16 protein-coding genes are annotated in these 21,603 nt (G+C 55.4%); 1 reads left to right on the top strand and 15 read right to left on the bottom strand.

The window, feature by feature from the left end; translation table 11 throughout:
* Nucleotides 1–115: 115 nt before the first annotated feature.
* The 15 genes from Pla52nx_RS11845 to Pla52nx_RS11775 all read right to left on the bottom strand — a co-directional run bounded on the left by Pla52nx_RS11845 (nt 116) and on the right by Pla52nx_RS11775 (nt 17,977).
* Nucleotides 116–1,297 carry an AI-2E family transporter gene (locus tag Pla52nx_RS11845; RefSeq protein WP_231741989.1) on the bottom strand — a complete coding sequence of 394 codons (1,182 nt, stop codon included), beginning with the start codon at nt 1,295–1,297 and terminating at the stop codon, nt 116–118.
* Between the two features lie 702 nt (nt 1,298–1,999).
* On the bottom strand, nt 2,000–2,818 hold the full coding sequence (locus tag Pla52nx_RS11840; protein ID WP_231741990.1) for a c-type cytochrome: 819 nt from the start codon (nt 2,816–2,818) through the stop codon (nt 2,000–2,002).
* A 14-nt stretch (nt 2,819–2,832) separates the two neighbouring features.
* Nucleotides 2,833–3,558: an ABC transporter ATP-binding protein gene (locus tag Pla52nx_RS11835; RefSeq protein WP_146520156.1), complete on the bottom strand. Its 726-nt coding sequence runs from the start codon at nt 3,556–3,558 to the stop codon at nt 2,833–2,835.
* Nucleotides 3,555–4,766, bottom strand: coding sequence for an ABC transporter permease (locus tag Pla52nx_RS11830; RefSeq protein WP_146520157.1), 1,212 nt, complete (start codon nt 4,764–4,766; stop codon nt 3,555–3,557). The genes Pla52nx_RS11835 and Pla52nx_RS11830 overlap by 4 nt, the downstream gene beginning before the upstream one ends.
* A complete protein-coding gene (locus Pla52nx_RS11825; RefSeq protein WP_146520158.1) occupies nt 4,763–5,929 on the bottom strand; it encodes an efflux RND transporter periplasmic adaptor subunit in 1,167 nt (388 codons plus the stop codon). Before Pla52nx_RS11825 ends, Pla52nx_RS11830 begins: the two co-directional genes overlap by 4 nt.
* A gap of 152 nt (nt 5,930–6,081) precedes the next feature.
* Entirely contained in the window at nt 6,082–6,729 is a 648-nt protein-coding gene (locus Pla52nx_RS11820; protein WP_231741991.1) for a c-type heme family protein, read from the bottom strand.
* A 213-nt stretch (nt 6,730–6,942) separates the two neighbouring features.
* On the bottom strand, nt 6,943–8,223 hold the full coding sequence (locus tag Pla52nx_RS11815) for a DsrE family protein (RefSeq protein ID WP_146520160.1): 1,281 nt from the start codon (nt 8,221–8,223) through the stop codon (nt 6,943–6,945).
* 67 nt (nt 8,224–8,290) lie between these two features.
* Nucleotides 8,291–8,770, bottom strand: a complete 480-nt coding sequence (locus Pla52nx_RS11810; protein WP_146520161.1) for a bacterioferritin — start codon at nt 8,768–8,770, stop codon at nt 8,291–8,293.
* 90 nt (nt 8,771–8,860) lie between these two features.
* On the bottom strand, nt 8,861–10,285 hold the full coding sequence (locus tag Pla52nx_RS11805; RefSeq protein WP_146520162.1) for an MBL fold metallo-hydrolase: 1,425 nt from the start codon (nt 10,283–10,285) through the stop codon (nt 8,861–8,863).
* Nucleotides 10,286–10,312: 27 nt separating this feature from the next.
* Nucleotides 10,313–11,137 (bottom strand): sulfite exporter TauE/SafE family protein, encoded by an 825-nt coding sequence (locus Pla52nx_RS11800; protein ID WP_146520163.1) that lies wholly within the window; start codon nt 11,135–11,137, stop codon nt 10,313–10,315.
* Between the two features lie 278 nt (nt 11,138–11,415).
* A complete protein-coding gene (locus tag Pla52nx_RS11795; RefSeq protein ID WP_146520164.1) occupies nt 11,416–11,745 on the bottom strand; it encodes an ArsR/SmtB family transcription factor in 330 nt (109 codons plus the stop codon).
* Nucleotides 11,746–11,841: 96 nt separating this feature from the next.
* Nucleotides 11,842–13,101, bottom strand: coding sequence for a DUF4832 domain-containing protein (locus Pla52nx_RS11790; protein ID WP_197454596.1), 1,260 nt, complete (start codon nt 13,099–13,101; stop codon nt 11,842–11,844).
* Between the two features lie 61 nt (nt 13,102–13,162).
* Complete coding sequence (locus Pla52nx_RS11785) at nt 13,163–13,996, bottom strand: polysaccharide lyase family 7 protein (protein WP_231741992.1); 834 nt, start codon at nt 13,994–13,996, stop codon at nt 13,163–13,165.
* A 1,349-nt stretch (nt 13,997–15,345) separates the two neighbouring features.
* Complete coding sequence (locus Pla52nx_RS11780) at nt 15,346–17,475, bottom strand: FAD-dependent oxidoreductase (protein WP_197454597.1); 2,130 nt, start codon at nt 17,473–17,475, stop codon at nt 15,346–15,348.
* 259 nt (nt 17,476–17,734) lie between these two features.
* Nucleotides 17,735–17,977 (bottom strand): hypothetical protein, encoded by a 243-nt coding sequence (locus tag Pla52nx_RS11775; RefSeq protein WP_146520166.1) that lies wholly within the window; start codon nt 17,975–17,977, stop codon nt 17,735–17,737.
* 447 nt (nt 17,978–18,424) lie between these two features.
* Here Pla52nx_RS11775 and Pla52nx_RS11770 point away from each other — a divergent pair, with 447 nt between their 5' ends.
* Nucleotides 18,425–21,601: a DUF1553 domain-containing protein gene (locus Pla52nx_RS11770; RefSeq protein WP_342190386.1), complete on the top strand. Its 3,177-nt coding sequence runs from the start codon at nt 18,425–18,427 to the stop codon at nt 21,599–21,601.
* Nucleotides 21,602–21,603 lie beyond the last annotated feature (2 nt).

Below are 21,603 nucleotides of genomic sequence, written 5' to 3'. Positions count from 1 at the left end.
GGTTTGCTGAACACCTGCGAGGGAACCAGTCAGTCGTCTGGATACCGCAGACGAGCAAATTGGAGTGGGCTGATATTTTGTTATTACAGAAAGGCGATGATTCAGGAAGTTCGAGTCACGCGATGGCCGTAGCGTCCTCGGACGCTGGCCAGCGGCCGGCCATCAGGTCGGCGGCTGGACGCGTGGAGTCGAACCGCTGCAACAGGATCTTGATGGCTGCGGTGATCGGCGTCGCCAAGAACATTCCGATCACGCCCCACATCATTCCCCAAAACATCAACGCGACCAGGATCGTAACGGGATGCAGATCCGATGAATTGCCCATGATCTTGGGCTCGATCAAGTTCCCACTGATCACTTGAATCGCACAAGTCACCGAAATGGCACCAGCCATCCAAAGGATGCTGCCGTCGGGATCGAGGATGATCAGGGGCACAGGCAACAGGCTGGCAACGATCGGTCCGATGTTGGGTACAAAATTCAATAGAAATGCCAGCACCCCGAACGTGAACGCCATCGGAACACCGAATAGGTGGAGCGAAATCCCAAACGCAAGCCCCGTGAAAATCGAGATCACCGTTTTGAGCGACAGGTACGATCGCACTTGATGATCGATCTCGCGCACCATGGACGAGTGGTGGCTATTTGACGGAGTACCGATCAACAGAAAGAACACATAGATCAACACCACCATGCTCGTTGAGACCAAACTGATCAACGCCTGAGAAATCATGCCGATCCCATCGCGGACCAGGGTGTCAACAAACTCGCTCATCTCCGCCTTGCCTTTGGCCGATCGCTCCGTCATCGCGTCCGGCGATTCCACGGACGAGATTTCCGGGGAGATCTCCGTGGCAGTCGCTTCGTCGATCTCGTTGCCCTTACGTTCACTGTCGATCGTCGGCAGGATTGCCGACGTGTTCTGCTCGACTCGTAAGCCGATCTCTCGGAAACGTGATTCGCCCCAATGGACGATTTCCTCGACCCGCTGACGGTAGGCTTGTGAGTTATTCTTTAGGTCGACCATTGAAACCCAGATCGAAAGCCCAAACACAATCAATAACACCACACCGGCCAAGAAAGTGAGTCCCGCTGCGATGATTCGACTCACTCCCAATCGATTTTCCAGCATGGTCAAAATGGGACTGACACCGCTGACCACGAACAAGGCCACCACCAATGGCACAAGCACCGGACGAAGCCAGTAGATGGAATAGGTCAGGGCAACGACCGCCAAAACCATCTGACAGATCATCTGGATGCGGCCGTACGAGTCTTTATTAGATAGTTGCATCATGCAGACAATATCGGCCATCTCCAGGGACAACACAAGCTCCTGCGGAACTTGGCAGCAGCGCTCCATGAACCAGCACACTTGGTAGTGGGATTCGCCAGAATTCCTTTCGCATGGGACTTCTGGCGAAATCCACTGGGCTGTTAAAAATCATGGGTTGTGGGGCTGCGGCGTTCCGCAAGTATCTGTCACGTCCCTCGGGCGCATCTCGGAGGAAACAGTTGCGAAGCACGGCACAAAACGCATGGTTTGTGTTTGGGCGGATGGTGATGTTCGTTTTCGACTTGGAAAGTCGAACGACAATCGTCGCTCGACTTTCCAAGTCGATAGCGTGCCCCGCCAAGCGTTTTCCCATTCCCATTCCCAGTCATTGACTTGCGCAGACAGACCCCCTCCGTCGCATTCGCCTCAGCGGCTAGACGAATCCTCCCCCCGAGTTCCTTGGGTGAGGTGACAGCGGACAGAAAATGGCTCAAAAATCAAAACTTCTCGCTGATCGCCACCCCGCAGAACGCTCGTTCTCAGGCTTATGCCTGGGAACGCACTGCCATGGAGGCTCTGCCTCGCGAAAGTCAGCGTGGCCTGGAAATTGTCAGGGGATCGGCAGGCAGGAGCCTGCTAGTCATTGGGTTCCCAGGCAGGAGCCTGGGAACCAGTGGTGGCGATCAGCGAGAAGTGTCCAAAAATCATCGCCGAAACATCGAGTCAACGCGAAGGATTGAGCGGCCCGGTCTTATTATTGGGATAAAACTTCGGGCGTGGGTGCGAGTTGATGTAGGCTGCGAGGTCGATGGCTTCCCGGTCCGTCAAGTCGGTGTCATCGGGCGGCATAGCAACTTTCAACCACGACGCCATCTTGGCCACTTTAGAAAGTCCGGCGCCGTCATTGAAGGAGTGATCGCCCCACACCGGTGGGCCGTCTTCTGATCCACTGCCGTCTGCGAGATGGCAGTCAGTACAACGATCGACATACAAAGTCTCCCCTTGGACAATATCGGGCTCGAACGCTTCGACATCAAGCATATCCAGATGATTTGGTCCAAGCGGTGCGATGGGGTTCATTTCGATCGGCGTCCGACGCGACATCCACGTGATATAAGCGGCGATTGCCACCGAGACTTGGCCACCAATGACCGGACGAGAGCCATTTTGACTACGCAAGAAACAGTTCGCGATGCGTTCTTCCAGCGTGATGACCGCCGATTCACGCGGCGAGTATGCGGGATAGGCTGATGCGACGCCAACGAAAGAAGCCGCTTTGGGGTGTCGACCGGCATCCAAATGACACGACGTGCAGTTCAGTCGGTTGCCAACCAATGGACGCGTCATCGGATGAATACTCGTCTCCTTTACAAGCGTTTCTCCCAAACGAATCACCTCCCCCAGTCTTCCCTCAGGATACTCCCTCGACTGCAAATCAGCACTGTCATCCGTTGCCATGTTGACATCTTCCTTGACTCTCGACGGCAACTCCTGAGTAAAGAGAATCGAGATGATTGCGATGATCAGCAGGCCGATAATCATTGAAAGAAAAACTCTCATACCACCGACGCCTTCGTTGACGTTGTCTGTTTGGTCAAAATGCCGTCTTCCATCTCGTAGGTTGTGTCAAAAACGTCCAGTGATCGATGATCGTGGGTGACGACGATCACGCCCGCGCCCTGTTCATGAGCAACTTTGGCAAACAGTTCCATTACCTGTCGGCCTCGTTGCCCATCGAGCGCAGCGGTGGGTTCATCCGCCAGTATCACACTGGGACGATTGGCAAGCGACCGCGCAACGGCGATTCGCTGCTGTTGCCCACCCGAGAGCATGGACGGCAGGTTGGCTGCTCGATCGTCGACGCCGAGGTATTCGAGCAACTCCATCGCCCGTCGATAGGATGCGTCTTTGGAAAGGCCATTGAGTTGCATCGCGATTTGGACATTCTCCACGGCCGATAAGAAAGGTATCAAATTCGACTTTTGAAAAATGAATCCGATGTGCTGGCGACGGAACGACCTCAGGTTCGCATGAGCTTGCGATCCGTCGAGCACCATTCGTCCGCCAATCGTAATACGCCCCGATGTAGGTGGATTGATCAAACCTACAGCGGTCAAGAAAGTCGACTTGCCACTGCCACTCGGACCCAGCAAGGCAACGACCTCGCCTTGCGATACTTGCATGGATGCGTTTCGCATGGCAACGACTTCCGTGTTTCCGCTGCCGTAGATTTTCGTCAATTCTTCGGCTTCGATCGCGAATGGGGGATCCGTTCTGTTCATGCCAGCGCTTCGTTCGGAGAGACTTTCATGGCTTTCCAAATCCCTAGTAGGCTAGAAACGATCGAGATTCCGACCACGATGCAAGCCAATTGAATCAAGTCCGCATCCGCCAGGATGACTCGTCGCGGAAACAATGGAAATAATCGCTGCCCCACCAGATAAGCAATCCCATATCCTACGACACCTAAGATCAAGGCTTGCTGTAGGATCAATCCAAGGATCACCCTGTTGGGAGCACCAATCAGTTTCAGTAAAGCAATTGAATGAATCTTATCGAGCGTCAGCGTGTACAGAATCAGCGCCATGATGATCGCCGCGATGACGGTCAACAAAACGCGAAACAACCCGATTTGTCGGCGGACACGCTCAACGCTTCCTTTGAGCAGCAGCTCTCGTTCGCCTTCTTTGGTAAAGACCGACACATCCCTCCACGCGGAGATGGTTGCAATGGCTCGCTCTCGATCGGCTCCGGCAGACAGCTTGGCCATGACAGCGCTGATTTGGGGACGGGCAATCGCAGGCAACTGACTGGACGGCCTGGCGGCATTGTCCAGTATCATGGGCTGCTGAATCCCTAACTCAAAATCTTCTCCGCGTGCTTCTCTCGCGGCTCGTTCTAGCCTAATCGCTTCACCAGGCGTATCAAATTGAATCGCCTGAGCATCACTGATCGTAAACATGGCGATCCCATCACCACTCGAACTGATCATGTTGCTCGTGGTTCCCACCACCGTGTAAGTCTCCTTACCAAGTCGTATCTTCTCTCCGACGCCCAACCCCAGCGTTTTGTCTGCAATCATCTCGTAGTGGGCTTGTCGAAGAGGACGGCCGGCATCGAGTTCCACCCAATCGCCTTTGTCCAACGGCCAACTCAGTCCGAGTACTGCGATACGAATCGGCGTTCCGTCACGTTCTCGCTGAATGGTGTGGTAAACGAATTCGCGTGCAGACTCGACTCCGGGAACAGCTGCAGCACGGTAAACCAAACTCGACGAGACTCGCGACAGCTCAGCAAACGGTCCTCGCGTGTTACGTTGGACGATCCATAAATCAGCGTCGACACGCTCGATCAACAACGTCGCATCTTCGACCACCCCGCGATAAATGCCCCCCATTCCCATCACGATCATCAACAACAGGCCGATACCGATTGCCGTCAGAGCGAACCGCCCCAGGCTGTGTCGTATATCCTTCACAGCAAGATTCATGGTGCCGCCCTCATTGTCACCGTGACCGTTTGGCCGTCGCGCAAACTCGCAGATGACTTGACTGGCGTTACCACCACATCGCCCGAGGCAAGCCCCTCAGTGATTTCGACCAAGTCTCGATTGTGCATTCCCAGATGGATCGGCTTCCATTTGGCATGATCGTCGGCGAAAATGAAAACACCTTCGCTGCCATCGCGACGCTGCACCAAATCTGCTGGTAAGGTCACTGCATTGTCAACTTGCGCAACCCGGATGAATGCTTCCGCACGTTGACCAACTGCCCAGTTCTTCGGCAACTTCAGCACTCGCACATCGACGATAAACTCACGTGTCTCACGATCCGCTTCGCGCCCGAGTCGGGCGACACTGCCCGGAAACGACTCATCCGGTTGAGAACGAAAAACGATTCTGGCAGGCTGATCAGCCTCTAAGCTTGCCATCTCTGTTTCGTCGACCCAGGCACTCACCCATACTTCGTCGACAGAAATCAGCGTCAACACTGAGCTCCCAGGCACAACCACATCACCCGGTTCACGATTGCGGCGCACCACAAGACCATCGAAGGGAGCAACGATCTTCGTGTCTTGCAACCGGGCGCGGTGATACTGCAGTGTCTTCTCCGCCGCGATAAGCTGCTTTTGGCCCTCATCAATGGCCGCCTCCGCTGTGGCGATCCCGGCTTCTGCTACCGCGAGACCTTCGGTTGCCTTATCGGCATCCTCGCGACTGGCTGCATTCTGACGACTCAGTTGTTGCAATCGCGAAAAACTCTTGTTGGCTTGCTCATACACTGCTTCGGCGCGTTTCTTGTCGCTACTGAGCCGGACAATCGCTGCGGACGCAGCATCGACGTTCGCCTCGGCAATCTCCACCTGTTGCTGAAGCTCCGCGTCATCGAGTTGAACCAGCAAATCGCCGGCCTTGACCGTGTCTCCTTGATCTGCCAGCAACCTCGCGATCCGTCCCGCGATCTTGGGTGAGATGGATGCTGCCACGCGAGCTTCCAGAGTCCCTGTTCCCATCACTTCTGCATTCAATTCACCTTCGGTCACTTGATAGGCAGTAACGGCAATGGGGGCAAACCGCAGCCAATAGACGCCACCTGCGATCACCGCAGCAGCAGCAAGGGTTTTCAACAAAGGTTTGATTGATCGTTTGAGCATTAGAGATTCGCCATGAGGCAGTTTGGACTGGCTTGCACACAAGCGTGGAGAGCGTCACGGCATCGGTTGGTTCGCATGACGTTGGAAACAGATGTCGACAGCTCGATGCAGTAGTCATCTCTCGTAGAGATTCTGCCAAAAAGTCAGAACACTCATTCGTTGCTCGCTGCTAAATCAATCCAGAACCAGCCTCGCAACTCACCTTCTTTGAATCCGGTGGCCTGATCATCAGGGTACAGTCGCGTGAGCTGCTCTTTGATTTCGGGAAGGATGTCCTCTTGGGGACCATGGCACATCAAACATTGTGCTTGCAACTTGATCGGCAGCAACGCAGCCGAATGCCCGTTGTCCAGTGTCACGAACGTGGGTGTGTCGACCCTGTCCCGCACCATCTCGGCCGCCCATGACGGAGCAACATTGCTTTGGTTTCTCAATCGCACGCCGGTACGTCCGATCAGCAGACCTTGTTCCTCGCCAACCGTTTTGGCAATCGCAGGGGCTTCCTGCTGACAAACCGCGATAGCCGCCGCAGGTCCTTCGCTGGCCATCGCATCCATCAATTTCCCGGACAGCTTTGTGAACAAAGCGTCCTTTGCAGCCAACATTCTCGCCTTCGATGCTTCGCTGGGCGATTGACCTTCGACGATCACGGCCGAACTGTCCGCTGCATTGTTCTGACCATTGTTCTCAGCAGAGAGACTTGGCGTCACAGCATTGTTCTTGGACGAACAGCCCGTCGCAAACAACACACATGCGCAGAACAAGAATCGTGCAGACGCATTGAGGAACAAAATTCTCATTGCTTTTTCCCTTTTAGATTGAGAATACATACGATTGATTGAAAACAATCGGACGCAATATGGTTGATTGGAAACGTATCAATACCAGCACGAAGCGCAAGCGAGTGAAAAAACACGGAGAATCACTCGCATTCGCGTCGTGCTGGTACCAGAGAATCACTCGCTTGCGCGTCGTGCTGGCATCAATGGTCAACTCGCGACTTTGGCACCAGACTAACGAACGTCTCCATCGGGTTCGGCTTTCTTGGGGAACTCTGGCAGCTCGTACGGAGTGTGGATCTCTTCCATGCCATTCTTGATGAACCGACTGACCAGCTTCGCGTGCTCCTGAACCAACATGACGACGTAGGGATCCTCAGATTGGTAGGTGACCTTCATGCCTTTTTCGGTTTCTTCATAGCTCAGCTCGTAGTCCTCGGCATGCTTGATCAGTCCGACGAAGATCGGATGGAAAGTCATCGGCGGCAGCGGATCGTCTCCCAGCACTCGATCTTCCATCGCGGGCACATGCTCTTTCAAAAGGTCCGCGATCGCTTTATCGTCCGACTCTGTGATCGCTTCGGCGCCGTCTGGCAGCATCTTGACGGTGCGTTTGATTTTATCGCGATCGGCGAACATCGCGTGTAGTGTCGTCATGTCTCCCTGCATGCCTTGCATTGCCCCTGGTCCTCGACCGGCACCGGGACCGCGTCCCATTCCCATGCCGTGTCCCATTCCTGGTCCATGGCCATGATCCTCTTTATTTGAATCGGCTGTGTCCGCCGTGGTGACTGCTTCTGGTGACGGTGCGTCTATTGACGCAGCCTTGGCGAGCGGCAGATAGGCGTAGCCATCGGTTTGGTGGTTCACAACCGTTGTCATCGCTGACACTGCCGTCTTGACGAACATCACAACGTCGCTGGGCTCCGAGCCCTTGGAGATCAGCGATTGGCCACAGACGTACAGATCCACGCCCGCATCACTCAGTTGTTGCAGCAGTTTCAGGTTCGGGTTGCCGTCGGTGTGAAACTTGGCAGCGTATGCATCAGGTTTCAAAACGGCCAAAGTGGCATCGCCGTGAAAAACCACTGCGATCTTGACGTCTGCGGGTTCCGCGCCGCCACCAGCAAACAGATTGACGTACTTTGCAACCTTCTCCAAACCTCCATTGATCTTGTTTGTCTCAGAACCACTCGTCAGGTCAACCAGCAACTTTGTTCCCGCACGCGGTTGCTGCGCCGCATCAGAAAGCTTCACCACGCCCCCGTGGTCGGCAATTCTTGGATACGACAGCGGATGAGAGCCACTCGCCGTTTCCGTGGCAGTCGCCTCGCCGTTCGTCGCATGCATTCGCATCCCTCGCCCTTGTCCGAAACCAGGGCCAAATCCAGCTCCTCGCCCGCCGCCGAATCCCATCCCGCGACGTTGGCCTCCCGGCTGATCTTGAGCGTACGCTGGCGGGCTAGCCATCGCACAAAGAAACACAATGTTTAGAATGAAAGCGACACGCTTCATGAGATTTCTCCTGGAGAAAGATTCTTGTTAGTTGATTGCGTTTGGTCTGTTGATGCCTAGTGCATCGTTACTCTGCCGAACTGGTCGACATGTGTTTGGCGATATAAGCCGGCTCGCCCATCCGCTCCAGCAAATCGAGCTGCAACTCCAGCCAGCTCGCGTGACCTTCTTCGTCGACCGCGATTCGCTCGAAAAGTTGTCGTGTGCCGATGTCTCGGTCCTCGCTGGCTTGGATGGATGCCGTTGTGTAGAAGTCGATCGCCTCCTTTTCATCCGCAAGATCCGTCTCGAACATTTGTTTCAGCGATGTTGCACGAACAGGCGTCTTCTCCAACGCGAGTTTTGGATCCCCGTTCAAGAACAGTATGCGGACCAAGAAGTCTTCTGAGTGCCCAAGCTCCTCCTGCAGCTCTTCACGCATTTTTGTTGCCAGCAGCCCCATGCCCCAATCATCCAGAACGCACGCGTGCAATTGGTATTGGTGTGTGGCAGTCAATTCCATCGACAACGCACGTTGCAGATTCTTGATCGTTTCAGTCTTGGTCATGATTGATAGTCGTTCTTGTTGTGATTCAGAAATGGAATACTCAGGCGTTTGCCGCCGGAGTTTAAGTAAGACAATAACACCTGAGACGTCTCAGCCGGTCATTACCGGCTGTGATTTTACACTGGGCAGTCCTGCGGCTTTCCAAGCCATGTAGCCGCCCGTCAGATTGACGACGTTCTTGAATCCCGCCGCCTGCAGGACACTCGCGGCAATTGCAGATCGAGCCCCGCTGCGGCAGTGAACGACAAGTTTCTGATCGCTGGGAAATTCGCGCAGATGCTGAGGCAAACGGCCCAGGAATCGATGCTCGGCTTGCTCAACATGACCCTCTTTCCACTCTTCGTTAGAACGTACGTCGATCAATTTCACCTCGCCTTCGTTGATGCCGCACGATAAGTCCTCTGGAGTTCCACTTGAGTACACTTCCGTCGCCATGCCGCTGGATCGGACCTCGCTAACGTCAAAAGCCCCCTTGATCTGCTCCACGCCGATCTTGTGAAGCAGCCGAGCGGCTTCTTCGAGTTGATTTGGTTGGCAAATCAAGTACATCGGCCGCTCGTAATCAACCAACCAACCCGCCCACGCCGACAACATGCCCATGGGTATGTTGATCGTCCCCGGCACATGAGCCTTTGCGAATTCGGGCGACGGCGACAGATCAACGACGGTGCCACTCTTGATCGCGTCGGCAAGACCGGTAACGTCGAGCATCTTGTGATGATGCCCCGCACCAAGAATCCGTGGCCCTTCTTTGTTGACCCGCTTCATCACCGCGAAGTACTTCGGTGCCTCCGGTTGGTCGGCCAAGATATAGCGAACAAACTCGTCTTCGTCGTCGAACTGCAACGCCGGATTGAATCGTTTCTCGTAACCAACCGTGGACGATGGGATCGCTCCGAGCCCTTTGCCGCAAGCACTGCCGGCCCCATGCGCCGGCCATACTTGTAGGTATTCAGGCAAATCCTTGAATCGCTGAGACGAGTGGAACAACTCGCGTGCACCGGGCTCTGCCGTATTCATCAACCCAGCGGCTTCCTCGAGCAAGTCCGGTCGCCCAATCGAACCGACGAAAACAAAGTCGCCCGTGAAGATTCCCATCGGCTTGTCGGCACCACCGCCCTGATCCGTCAGGAGAAACGAGACGCTCTCTGGGGTGTGCCCCGGTGTGTGCAGGACGTCGAATCGAATGTTTCCAATCATGAAGTGATCCCCGTCACGAACGAGCGAACTGTCGTAGCCCTCCAGATAGAGATACTTCCATTCCGCCGGACCCTCATCAGATACGTAGAGCTTGGCGTTCACTCGATCGGCCAACTCACGAGCACCCGAGACGTAATCGGCGTGGATGTGCGTTTCGGCGACCGCAACGATCTTGACGCCTTCTTTTTCAGCCATCGAGATGTACTGTTCAATATCGCGACCTGGATCAACGATGACCGCTTCTTGTGCTCGCTGGCACCCGACCATGTAGGACGCGTGGGCGAGTTTTTCGTCGTAGAAATATTTGAGCAACATGACACGATTCTCCCGTGGAGCTTTTGGTTACAAAACCACTGACCTGTAGATCACAAAGATCGCGACCAACACGACCGCGATCGAAAACGTTTTCTGAAGCGTCGGGCCCTTCAGTCGCTTGGCGACGATGCCGCCCAGCCACATGCCTGCGAACCCGCCCAGCATGAACAGCAACGTCGTCTCCAAGGAAAGTTCGTTGCCGCCGGCGACATGCGATGCCACGCCGCTGAGACTGACCAAGACGATCACGAACAAGGATGTCCCAACGGCTTGATGAATCGCCATGCCACTGAAAATCACCAGCGCCGGTACGATCACAAACCCACCGCCGACACCAAACATCCCTGAAAGCACACCCGTCATCAGCCCGACCAACGACAGCAACCGAGCGCAACGCGACGTCAGACGAAGCTTGCCGTCGGAGTCACGCTGACAAGCACTGTGGTCTTCCACTGGCTCACTCTCGCTCGAACAAACACCGCTGGGCAATGCAGGATTACGAGCCTTGGACCACATCCGCTGCGCCACCACCAACATCAACACCGCAAACATCACCAACAACACGTTCTCAGGAACAAGCGCGGACAGATAGGAGCCGATCGGGGCGCCGAGCATCCCGGCAATTGCAAATAGCAACCCGGTCCGCAATTCGACTTCGCCTCGCACCATCCGCGGCACTGCTCCGAACAAAGCGGTCCCGCCGACCGCCGCGAGTGAGATCCCAACCGCTTCGCGAGCCGCAACGGACAGCCCGTATACCAACAGCGGGACAGCAAAGATGCCGCCGCCTCCACCGGTCAACCCCAGTGCAAACCCGACGACACAGCCGAACAGGATGGCTAACGCGAACATGAGCCTCCGCCCTGGGGTTGAACTTGGTATCCGTTCTGCCGTCTGTTCAGCCATTTGCTCCAGCCCACGGCTGTATCCGACGATGCCACTGGCACCTGACGCTCCAGGTCAGACAAGCTGCTCGGGACTGCCTCTCCCGTCGGTCGTTGCCCAGCTTTCAAATGCACCGCAACCCTCTCCATTGAGTGTGACATCGTGTCGCAGTCTCGTAACCTCGCCACTCGACGAGGTATTGAAGTCAAAAAAAGGAACCTTACAGGCTCCTGGAAAAATGCGATCTACCGATCGGCGTTCAAGAAACGTCCTTCGATGCAATTCATCAGTCCCGCCAAGTGAGGTTCCGCGATCTGGTAAAAGACCTTACGGCCCTCTCGCTCACTGGCCAGGAAACCGCATCGTTGCAGCAAACGCAGATTCTCGGACGCCACGTTGTCGGGAACTTCACAGTCCTGTGCGATCTCGCCTACGGTGTACCGACCATGCAGCAACAATTGCACCATTCGTAAACGAACCGGATGAGCCAGTGTTTTCAGGCACTCAGCCGCATCGGCAAAGTCTCGGACACTCCCCTTCGGCTTGGTCACTTTCTTCGATTTCGTGGCTGGCATGTGATCTCCCAAATTCGATACACACAATATATCGGTAGCTCACGATATGTCAATGCGTCTTTTTGGTGATTTCATCGAGGTTCCTCAGTCTCACTGCTACGGCAAGTCGGAATCAAACTGAATCCGCTGGGTCGGCAGGATCGCGTCGCTTTCAATAAAAATCCGCTGAATGTCCGCTTCCGTGATGCCGCTGATCGTGCATTCCATGCTTTGGCCCGGCAGCAACCCTCGTAGCGAGGCGTTCGACCGCTTGGTTCCCGCAGCAAAAAAAGCGTCCCGATAAATCGGCGCGACGCCTTCGTTGACGACTCGTAACACCAAGTCTTTGCCGGTCACCACCGCTGCGGTAACGCGAAACCGATACCCCGTCGCCATGCTTGCCGATCGGATACGCTGAATGCCTTGGTACCGAGGCTGATCGTTGCCGATCATGTAGCTGATGTGAAACTGCTTGGCGGCATCTTCAAAGGAGACCCCATTGGGGCCTTCAGGGCTCAACGCGTTCCGCTGATCCTTTTTGTTGTAGTAGCTAAACTCGCCGCCCGCCGGTTGTCGTTTCCAGCGATCCCCTCCCAGGATCTTCCAATTCACCGCGTTCTCCTTTGGGTGTGGCTTACACAGGAACGAGTCGTCAAACAATCCAAAGTTCAGACGAAGAAGCTCTTGGTTTTCTTCCAGTGGCGTGTAGTCGTTGTCGGCCGCATCGATGCTGATGGACCAGGGCAAGCTTTGGAACTGTTCGTCCATATGCCGCAAGAACACCGCCTGATACTCCTTTGACGGGAATGTCTGCCCCATCTGTTTGGGGCCACTGTAGATATGGTACTCCGCCCACAATCCAAAACCGGTCTGCAGAAAAGCGATCCGCGGGTCTTGGTCGTATCGCTGAGCGAACTTGGTGTAGAACTCAAGCGTGAATGCTTGCAGTGCCCGATTGCTCCAGTCGCAAAAATGCGTTTTTTGCTTCTCGCTGATCCCGATGGTTTCCTGGTAGTCGGGTCGCGATGAAATGAACTCTGGCACCGTGGTTTCTTTGCCGACATAGCAGAAATAAAAACGCAAGACCGCTTGATGATTTCGGGCGGCGATCTCGTCCAGGATAGAATCAATTTTGCCGAAGTCGTAGTTTCCGCTCGCGTCGACCACTTCGTTGTACCCACAATACCGATACTCAAGCGCAATCGCATCGGCATGCTTGGATACGTCATCGTTGTCCGACCAGAGCACGATCCCCGTCATCGGTTGAACATGAGAAATCTGGGACTTCAACGAAATCGCTCGGCCTTGCTGGGCAAAGACGGCAGCGGAGGTAAAGACCGCAATCAGGCCTGTCAACAACAACTTGATCTGAAACATAAATTCCTCTCTCCGACTGTCCGATGAAACGCGATCGGTAAACGACGATTCCTTTTCCGTGTTACTCGTGATGAGTGACCGTCAACTCGGTGAACACGGCCTTTGCGCCTTCCGTCAATGGGCCTTCGTTGTCTTGTGAATAGACGCCGGCCTTGAAGTAAAGTGTCTGTCGAAGCCAATCCGGGTCATTCTTCTGCAAGTCTTCTGAATGGGTTTCGCCGTTGACCGTGACAAACAGCATGTTGTCTTGCACTTTGATCTCGTAGCGAATGTCCTCGCCGACCTGGACATCGGCGAAGGTCAGCTTGCGGTCCTTCCCTGAGTTTGGGCTGATTTTCACAAGAGCTTCGATGTGATCTCTAAAGTACTGTAGTTTAATCAGCGGTCGAGCCTCGCCCGTGTAGCCGTGGATTTGACCGATCACGACTTTGGGGTTGCTTGGAAGCTGCGTGAGTCGGCAACGAGCGCGCAGGATGTGTGTCCCAGTGGAGGTCCAGTTGGTATCTTCGTCGCCTGGCTTTAACATCTCGCGCAGTTCGCACCGAGGAAACTTGGTTCCATCTGTCCTGGCGCCCGCCACGGGGCACCAGAAAACGATGGTACCATCTGGATCAGCGTAGAAGTGCGAATCCGTGAACCCGGCGACAAGCCTTTGAGCAGAAACTTCGCTTGCATGTCCGCCGTAGTTGCCCGACGAATCGGTTGGTAACGTCAACTTCCAATGAGACAAGTCGATGCGAGTGACGTTTTTGCCTGCATGCTCCGGTTTGCCTGCATGCTCCGGCGGCGGATCCGCCCTTGATACTGAAGAAGAGCCTACCAGCAGCGACGCTAGGCAAGCTAAGCGAACAACAATGGAATAAGGATTGGGCTGCTCAAAGTTTGGTGTTGACATCTTTTTTAAGTCCATGTTTTTGTTCCATACATCGCAATCAAAGTGAGCCTCAGGCGCTAGCCGTGGGCCGGCACCACAATCCGCCTAAGGCCCACGGCTAGCGCCTGAGGCTCACTGGGGCCACCAGCTGCGCCGGCAGTAAGGACATAAACTGGGCTGCTCAAAGTTTGGTGTTGACATTTTTTTCCAGTCCATGTTTTTGTTCCATACATCGCAATCAAAGTGAGCCTCAGGCGCTAGCCGTGGGCCGGCACCACAATCCGCCTCAGGCCCACGGCTAGCGCCTGAGGCTCACTGGGGCCACCAGCTGCGCCGGCGGTAGGGTCATAAACTGGACTGCTCAAAGTTTGGTGTTGACATTTTTTTCCAGTCCATGTTTTTGTTCCATACATCGCAATCAAAGTGAGCCTCAGGCGCTAGCCGTGGGCCGGCACCACAATCCGCCTCAGGCCCACGGCTAGCGCCTGAGGCTCACTGGGGCCACCAGCTGCGCCGGCGGTAGGGTCATAAACTGGACTGCTCAAAGTTTGGTGTTGACATTTTTTTCCAGTCCATGTTTTTCTTCCATGCATCGCAATCTAAGTGAGCCTCAGGCGCTAGCCGTGGGCCGGCACCACAATCCGCCTCAGGCCCACGGCTAGCGCCTGAGGCTCACTGGGGCCACCAGCTGCGCCGGCGGTAGGGTCATAAACTGGACTGCTCAAAGTTTGGTGTTGACATTTTTTTCCAGTCCATGTTTTTGTTCCATACATCGCAATCAAAGTGAGCCTCAGGCGCTAGCCGTGGGCCGGCACCACAATCCGCCTCAGGCCCACGGCTAGCGCCTGAGGCTCACTGGGGCCACCAGCTGCGCCGGCAGTAAGGACATAAACTGGACTGCTCAAAGTTTGGTGTTGACATTTTTTTCCAGTCCATGTTTTTCTTCCATGCATCGCAATCTAAGTGAGCCTCAGGCGCTAGCCGTGGGCCGGCACCACAATCCACCTCAGGCCCACGGCTAGCGCCTGAGGCTCACTGGTGCCACCAGATGCGCCGGCGGTAGGGACATAAACTGGGCTGCTCAAAGTTTGATGCTGACATCTTTTTTAAGTCCATGTTTTTGTTCCATGCATCGCAATCAAAGTGATGCCTCAGGCGCTAGCCGTGGGCCGGCACCACAATCCGCCTCAGGCCCACGGCTAGCGTCTGAGGCTCACTGGTGCCGCCAGCTGCGCCGGCAGTAGGGACATAAACTTGCGCAAAACCAAAAAGACACAACACCAAACTTTGAGCAGCTGAGTCGTCAAAGAGATAGGCTCGATAGGAATTGACGATTGCTTCGCCTGCCAATCTCGAAACCTTGACGTTGTTCATTCGACTGGCAGCAGTTGCAAAGCGTCCAGGATAACAAAACCGGTTGTCTCTGCGTTCGTGATTTGAATGATGGATTCCACATCCGCGCTCAAAACGACGGTTTCCAGTGGACGAAAATGTTTGCCAGGGGGGAGCGGTATGGTTTGGTCCACCACGAGGGTCTTGGTGTGTGGTCCGGATGAAACGGTTACGGGAACGTTCGTTGCCCGGCTTTCATGGGCGGAATAAGCCATCAGCAATTGGTACTCACCGGACTTTGACGCCTTGAATCGAAAGGTCGCAACCGATTCTCCGTCACCTTTTGCCTTCGAATCTTTCTCTCCGCTAAAGACATATCCCTTGCCAATGTGTGGCGCAAAGTTGATCGAATGAGTCCATTCACCAGCCAGTGTTGCTGTGGCGTCGTCAAGCACGATTTCCGGTAGAGAGCCTGGGTCGATCGAAACAGCTGACGCGGACAGATCAGGAACATCCGGTAATTCGAGAACTTGTCCCTGAGCCAGCAATCGCTCGCGAAGTGTTACGTACGACAGTTCCTGGACAGGAACATCGCTGCTCGCCGCCAATGCCGCGGCGATCCCCGCGCTCTGGCCGATGATCATCCACGTTCCTTCGATACGCAACGAGGAAATCCCCACGTGTGTGCATGAAAGCGCGACCGGCACCACCAAGTTTTCGCACTGCTCGGCGTGCGGCAGTATCGAGCGATACGGGACGTGGTAAGCGTAGCCCTGCTTAGGGTTTTTGCGCCTCACGGGAAAGATCGTTCCCTCGTTGATCACTCCTCCGTCTGCCAGCGCGATCCGTTGGCAATCATGGGAGTCGATCGGGAAAGACGAGATCGCAATGGGATCACTCCTGCTCGGCGAATCGAGTATGTCTTGCTGGCGGATGACGTACATGCCCATCATCCGCCGTGACTCGCGGACGTACAGTGCGGGAGAGAAATGGCCATAGCTCGCGAACTCGTCCTTGCACAGACCGAGTCTGGCAAACTTGTTGCGGATCCCAGCAGGCACATCCGGGTCGCTGATCAGGAAGTGAAATAGTTCCAGTGTGTACTGTTTGTGTGCTTCCCAGATTTCCTGCCGTCCCGCTTCGTCGGCCGAGTGCCAGTTCTTCCCACCGCCGACCAAGCCCAGCGAGAACTGTCCGCCGATGGAGTTGTTGCCGTCGAGCTTTTTGCCGGGCAATGGATAAAGGTCAAAGCCGATAGCTCTCTCCCCCGCCCGCAACGCGCGGCGGACAATCTCGAATCGTGACGGGTCGTAGTTGGCGGGTTTGGGCATCTCTACGCGATTGTTCGGATCTGCTGTCAGGCACAATCGGAAACTGTACGTCATGATGTTCTTGTCGCCGGCTTCCTCAGGCCCGGCATCCTCGGTCGTCAGCAGGGGCAACAGCTTTCCTGACTCGTTCAATCCGTTGATGGCCATCTTTTTCTTTGGGTACTGCTTACCCGCCAACGACTCACCATATTCATCTCGTCCCTCGCGTCCGATCGTCCAGTCCACTCCGGCGGCCGCCATCAGGTCTCCTTCATACGTGCCGTCGACAAAGACTTTGGCGGTGAAGGTGCCGTTCTTGGTGACCAACGACGTGATCCGCGGCCCGCCTTTCTCGACCGCCGTCAGATATCGCTCGGTCAAGACCGTGACGCCGGCCTCCTCAAGCATTTGCATCGTGACACGCATAGCCACGTGCGGCTCAAAGGTCCACAGGGACTGGTCTTTTCGCGTCGGTTCGTAGGGAGCTTTCAAGCCGCGATCGGTGTAATCTTTTACCACGCGTTTGTGCCATTCATCGAACAGGCCCATCACCGTGCTGCGGACCATTTGGTTGGAGTCGCAATGGCTCAGCCCGCCGGTATTCATGCCGCCGACATGATCCGTCGGCTCCAGTAGAATCACCGAAGCACCCTCGCGAGCCGCGGCAATGGCGGCACAAAAACCGCCCGGTGTCGAACCATAGACGACGACATCCGCGTGGGAGACCTCCGACCGACCGATCGAATCCGACGCAGCAGCACTCTCGTTCGTGTTCGGCTCCTCGGCATCGATCGCCTCATCGTTCACCGCAACAAGCAACAGCATCCAAGCGGCTGTGGTAATGAGAATGGGTTTCATCAATTGAATCACTTTTGGTGAATGGTTGTCATCAAATCAGCGTCCCAATCCTGCCTTGCGATCGGATTCGGTTAAACCCAACACCGATAAATTTTCGTTTAACCCGTGCCCGAAGGGTAGGCCGTGTTAGGTCGAACATCACCTACGGATACCGGTGAATCGAAAACGCCGAAGCCGGGGGCTTCGTTGAACGTTATCGCGGTTAAACCGGATCCGACGTCGGAGTGATCAAACGTGTCATGCACCCCGCATCAGTCTTCTACGAAGGACGCGAGAAGGCGATCCGCTTGGACTCACCCGAGTGCGCTGCAATCACTCCAATCGAGAAACGCTGGGAATGACCGTCGATGATGGTTTCAACGACCGCTTCGCCGCCGGGAATCGGCTCTGGTTTGGCGAGAATCAGAATCTCGCCTCCCACTTGGCCCAACTCAAACCGCTGTCCACCACAATGGAGCCATAGCTCAACGTCGGCTGAACGCGGCATATCGGATGAAATCATTGAACTACCCGTCGGGTATGAAGAGCAGATTGATACCTATCGGCAACGTCTTGATGTTGAGTTACTCGACTCACTCGGCACCGGCACCGGCACCGGCACCCAGGGTACCGTTTTCACCGCACAGAGTCCACGTCACCCAATCGTTTTCGACGTCAGGTTTCATCGCCGAAGTGAATCCTGGCAACATTCGATTTTGAGGCCGCGTGAGCAATGATCTACGCTGGCTTTTGCTTTCTCGCCGTAAAACGAGGCAAATTTCTGCCGGGGTCCTGTGAAATCCCTCTGCGTGAGTTTTCGTGAGATGCCTTGGCGATTCTCTATCAATGCGAGCTCTCGCGTTGGTCTATAATGAGGCTCCTCCTTTTGGATCGCGGCCTCACGCGGCCATCTCCCCCACGGCGTGAGTGCGATTCAGCGCAACCCTCCCCAAGACCATTCGCTGTTTTCATGATGAATCGGGCACTCAAGAATCTGCTGGCCATCTCGATGGTCGCGACGGCAGTTGGCTCCCTCAGCGCTGATGAAATCGATTTCAATCGTGACGTCCGGCAAATCCTTTCGGACAACTGCTTTCTCTGTCACGGACCGGCGGAATCGACGCGGGCGGCCGGGTTGCGGTTGGACCTGCGAGATGCTGCCATCGATTCGGGGGCCATCCAGCCGGGAGCGGCTCACTCAAGTGAACTCGTTGCCAGGATCTTTTCCGATGACGCTGATGCAGTGATGCCTCCGCCCGAGTCCAACAAGACGCTGACGACAGAGCAAAAGGATCTGTTGAAGGAATGGATCGAGCAGGGAGCCGAGTACCAAGACCACTGGGCGTTCGTCGCGCCGAAAAAATCCGTCGAGCGAGTTTCCGGAAATCCGGTCGACCACTTCGTCCGCCAACGATTAGTAAACACGCCGCTGTCGATCTCCGAAACCGCTGACCCGCGAACTCTGATTCGACGCGTCACGTTCGACTTGACCGGTGTCCCACCGTCGATCGATGACGTCGACGCGTTTCTCAGCGACATCCAAGCACGCGGCCTGGAGCTTGCGTATGAACGTGTCGTCGATCGACTGTTGGCTTCGCATGCTTACGGCGAACGCATGACGCTCGCTTGGTTGGACGCGGCTCGATACGGGGACACCAGCGTGATGCACGCCGATGGACCTCGAGACATGTGGCCTTGGCGGGATTGGGTGATCCATGCGTACAACAGCAACATGCCGTTTGATCAATTCACGACGGAGCAGTTGGCGGGAGACCTGATTCCCGATGCTACGACGGAACAAAAGATCGCGTCTGGATTCAATCGCAATCACGCGACCAGTGACGAGGGAGGTGCGTTTGCGGAAGAACTGAGAGTCGAGTACGTCGTTGATCGCGTGGCGACGACCAGTACGGTTTGGCTAGGCCTGACGATGGAGTGCGCGCAGTGTCACGATCACAAGTACGATCCGATCTCTCAAAAGGAGTACTACCAGTTCTTTGCCTATTTCAACAACACGGCCGACCCTGGAATGCAAACACGAAACGGCAACCAAACGCCAACCGTGGAAGTCGACTCGGATTTCGTCGCATCGGCCTACATGCAAGAACGCCAATTGAAACGCGAACAACTTTCGGAGAAGCTCGAAACTCAGCAACGCTCTCTTGAAAAATACGTCTCCAGCGTCGAAGAAAAGTTCAACGCATGGGCCAAGGAGGAAACCCAAAAGGCGCAAGCCGCTGGCAAGCCAACGGACATACCCGGCCTCGTCCAATGGTTCGCCTTTGACACCTCAGCAAATAACGAACTCACCAACGGCATCACCGGATCCTCCGCCACCCTTGAGAGCGGCAAATTCGAGTTGGTCGATCGGGATGGCGGCAAAGCGTTGAAGCTCAATGGGAGCAGCAACTACGTTCTCAACGAGGAGTCCACTCAGCTAGCGCACAATCAACCGTTTAGCTTCGCCGCATGGATGAAGTACGACGGCAAGAGCGGTGGGGCCGTTTTCTCGAAAATGGACGTCAACAACGCCTACCGTGGATACGACCTTTGGGTGCAAGGTCGCAATGTGGGAACCCACATCATCAGCAAATGGCAAGACGATGCGATCAAAGTGGTCTCCAAGGATGAACTCAAGATCGATACCTGGCAGCACGTCGTCGTCACGTATGACGGCGAAATGAAAGCGGCGGGTGTGAAGGTCTACATCGACGGAAAACTTTCCGAGAACCAGATCGAAGCCGACTCGCTGAAGAACACGATCGACACGACTGCGGCGTTCAAGATCGGCAGCAGATCCGCCGGTGCAAACTGGAAGGGAGAGGTTGATGACATTCGCATCTACAACCGGGAGCTGTCGCCGGAGGAAGTCGCACTTGCCAAGGACAGCGTGATCAACGGAATCTTGAACACCGCGAAAGAAAATCGCACGGCAGAGCAGAACGAAACGCTCAAAACCTTTTACCTTGCCAATCACGATGCCGAGTACCAAAAACAACGCAAAGCGATCGACAAGTCGGCCAAAGAGCTTGGTGATTTTGAGGCGACGCGTTTGACGTCGATGATCATGACGGACAATCCGCCCAACAAAATGCGGATGACGTATGTACTCGACCGCGGTCAATATGATTCCCCCAGAGAAGACGAGTCGGTCACGGTTGGTGTTCCCAAAGCACTTCCTGCCTTGCCCGAGGATGCCCCGGCCAATCGCTTGGGGCTGGCGCAGTGGCTGACCGATCCCCAACATCCTCTCACCGCACGCGTGGCGATCAACCGTTACTGGACGCTGTTGTTTGGCAACGGACTGGTTCGTTCCGCCGGTGATTTTGGTGCCCAGGGGATGCCGCCCACGCACCCCGAATTGCTTGACTGGCTGGCGGTTGATTTCGTCGAGTCGGGATGGGATGTGAAGCGGATGATGAAGACCATCGTGATGTCAGAGACGTATCGTCAAAGCTCGCGACGCTCGGAGGCTCAAGCACAACACGATCCGGAAAACCTGTTGTTGTCGCGAAGCCCCCGCTTTCGTCTGCAGGGCGAGTTCATTCGCGACTCTGCGTTGGCGATCGGCGGTTTGCTGGTCGATGAAGTCGGCGGGCCGGGCGTCAAACCGTACCAGCCGCCGAACATTTGGAACGAAGTCAGTCTCAACGGAGGGCTGCGGTACAACCAAGACTCGGGCCGCAACCTGTATCGCAAATCCATGTATACATACTGGAAGCGAAGCGCACCGATGCCCAACATGTTGATTTTCGATGCACCCTCGCGTGAAAAATGCGTGGTCAAACGAGCCAGAACCAATACACCACTGCAAGCCCTGGTGACCCTGAACGATCCGCAGTTCGTGGAGGCGGCTCGTGCGTTTGCGCAGCGAATCATAACGACGAAGCAATCGGCGACCGAACGTATTGATTTGGCCTACCAATTGACGACATCGCGACCTGCGACGCAGCGTGAGCAACAGATCTTGGCTGGTATCCTGGAGCGTGAGCTGGCACGATTCGCAGCGAATCCGGACGCCGCCCAGCAGTTCTTGTCCGTCGGTCAATGGAAACGCGATGAATCGCTTGATCCGATCGAGCACGCAGCATGGACCGTCATCGCTCAGATGATCTTGAACTTGGACGAAGCACTCACACGAGGTTGAAT

Source organism: Stieleria varia (genome assembly GCF_038443385.1).
Classification (GTDB): domain Bacteria; phylum Planctomycetota; class Planctomycetia; order Pirellulales; family Pirellulaceae; genus Stieleria; species Stieleria varia.
Note: the sequence above shows the minus strand (reverse complement) of the source record. Positions and strands in the feature narration are given on the sequence as shown.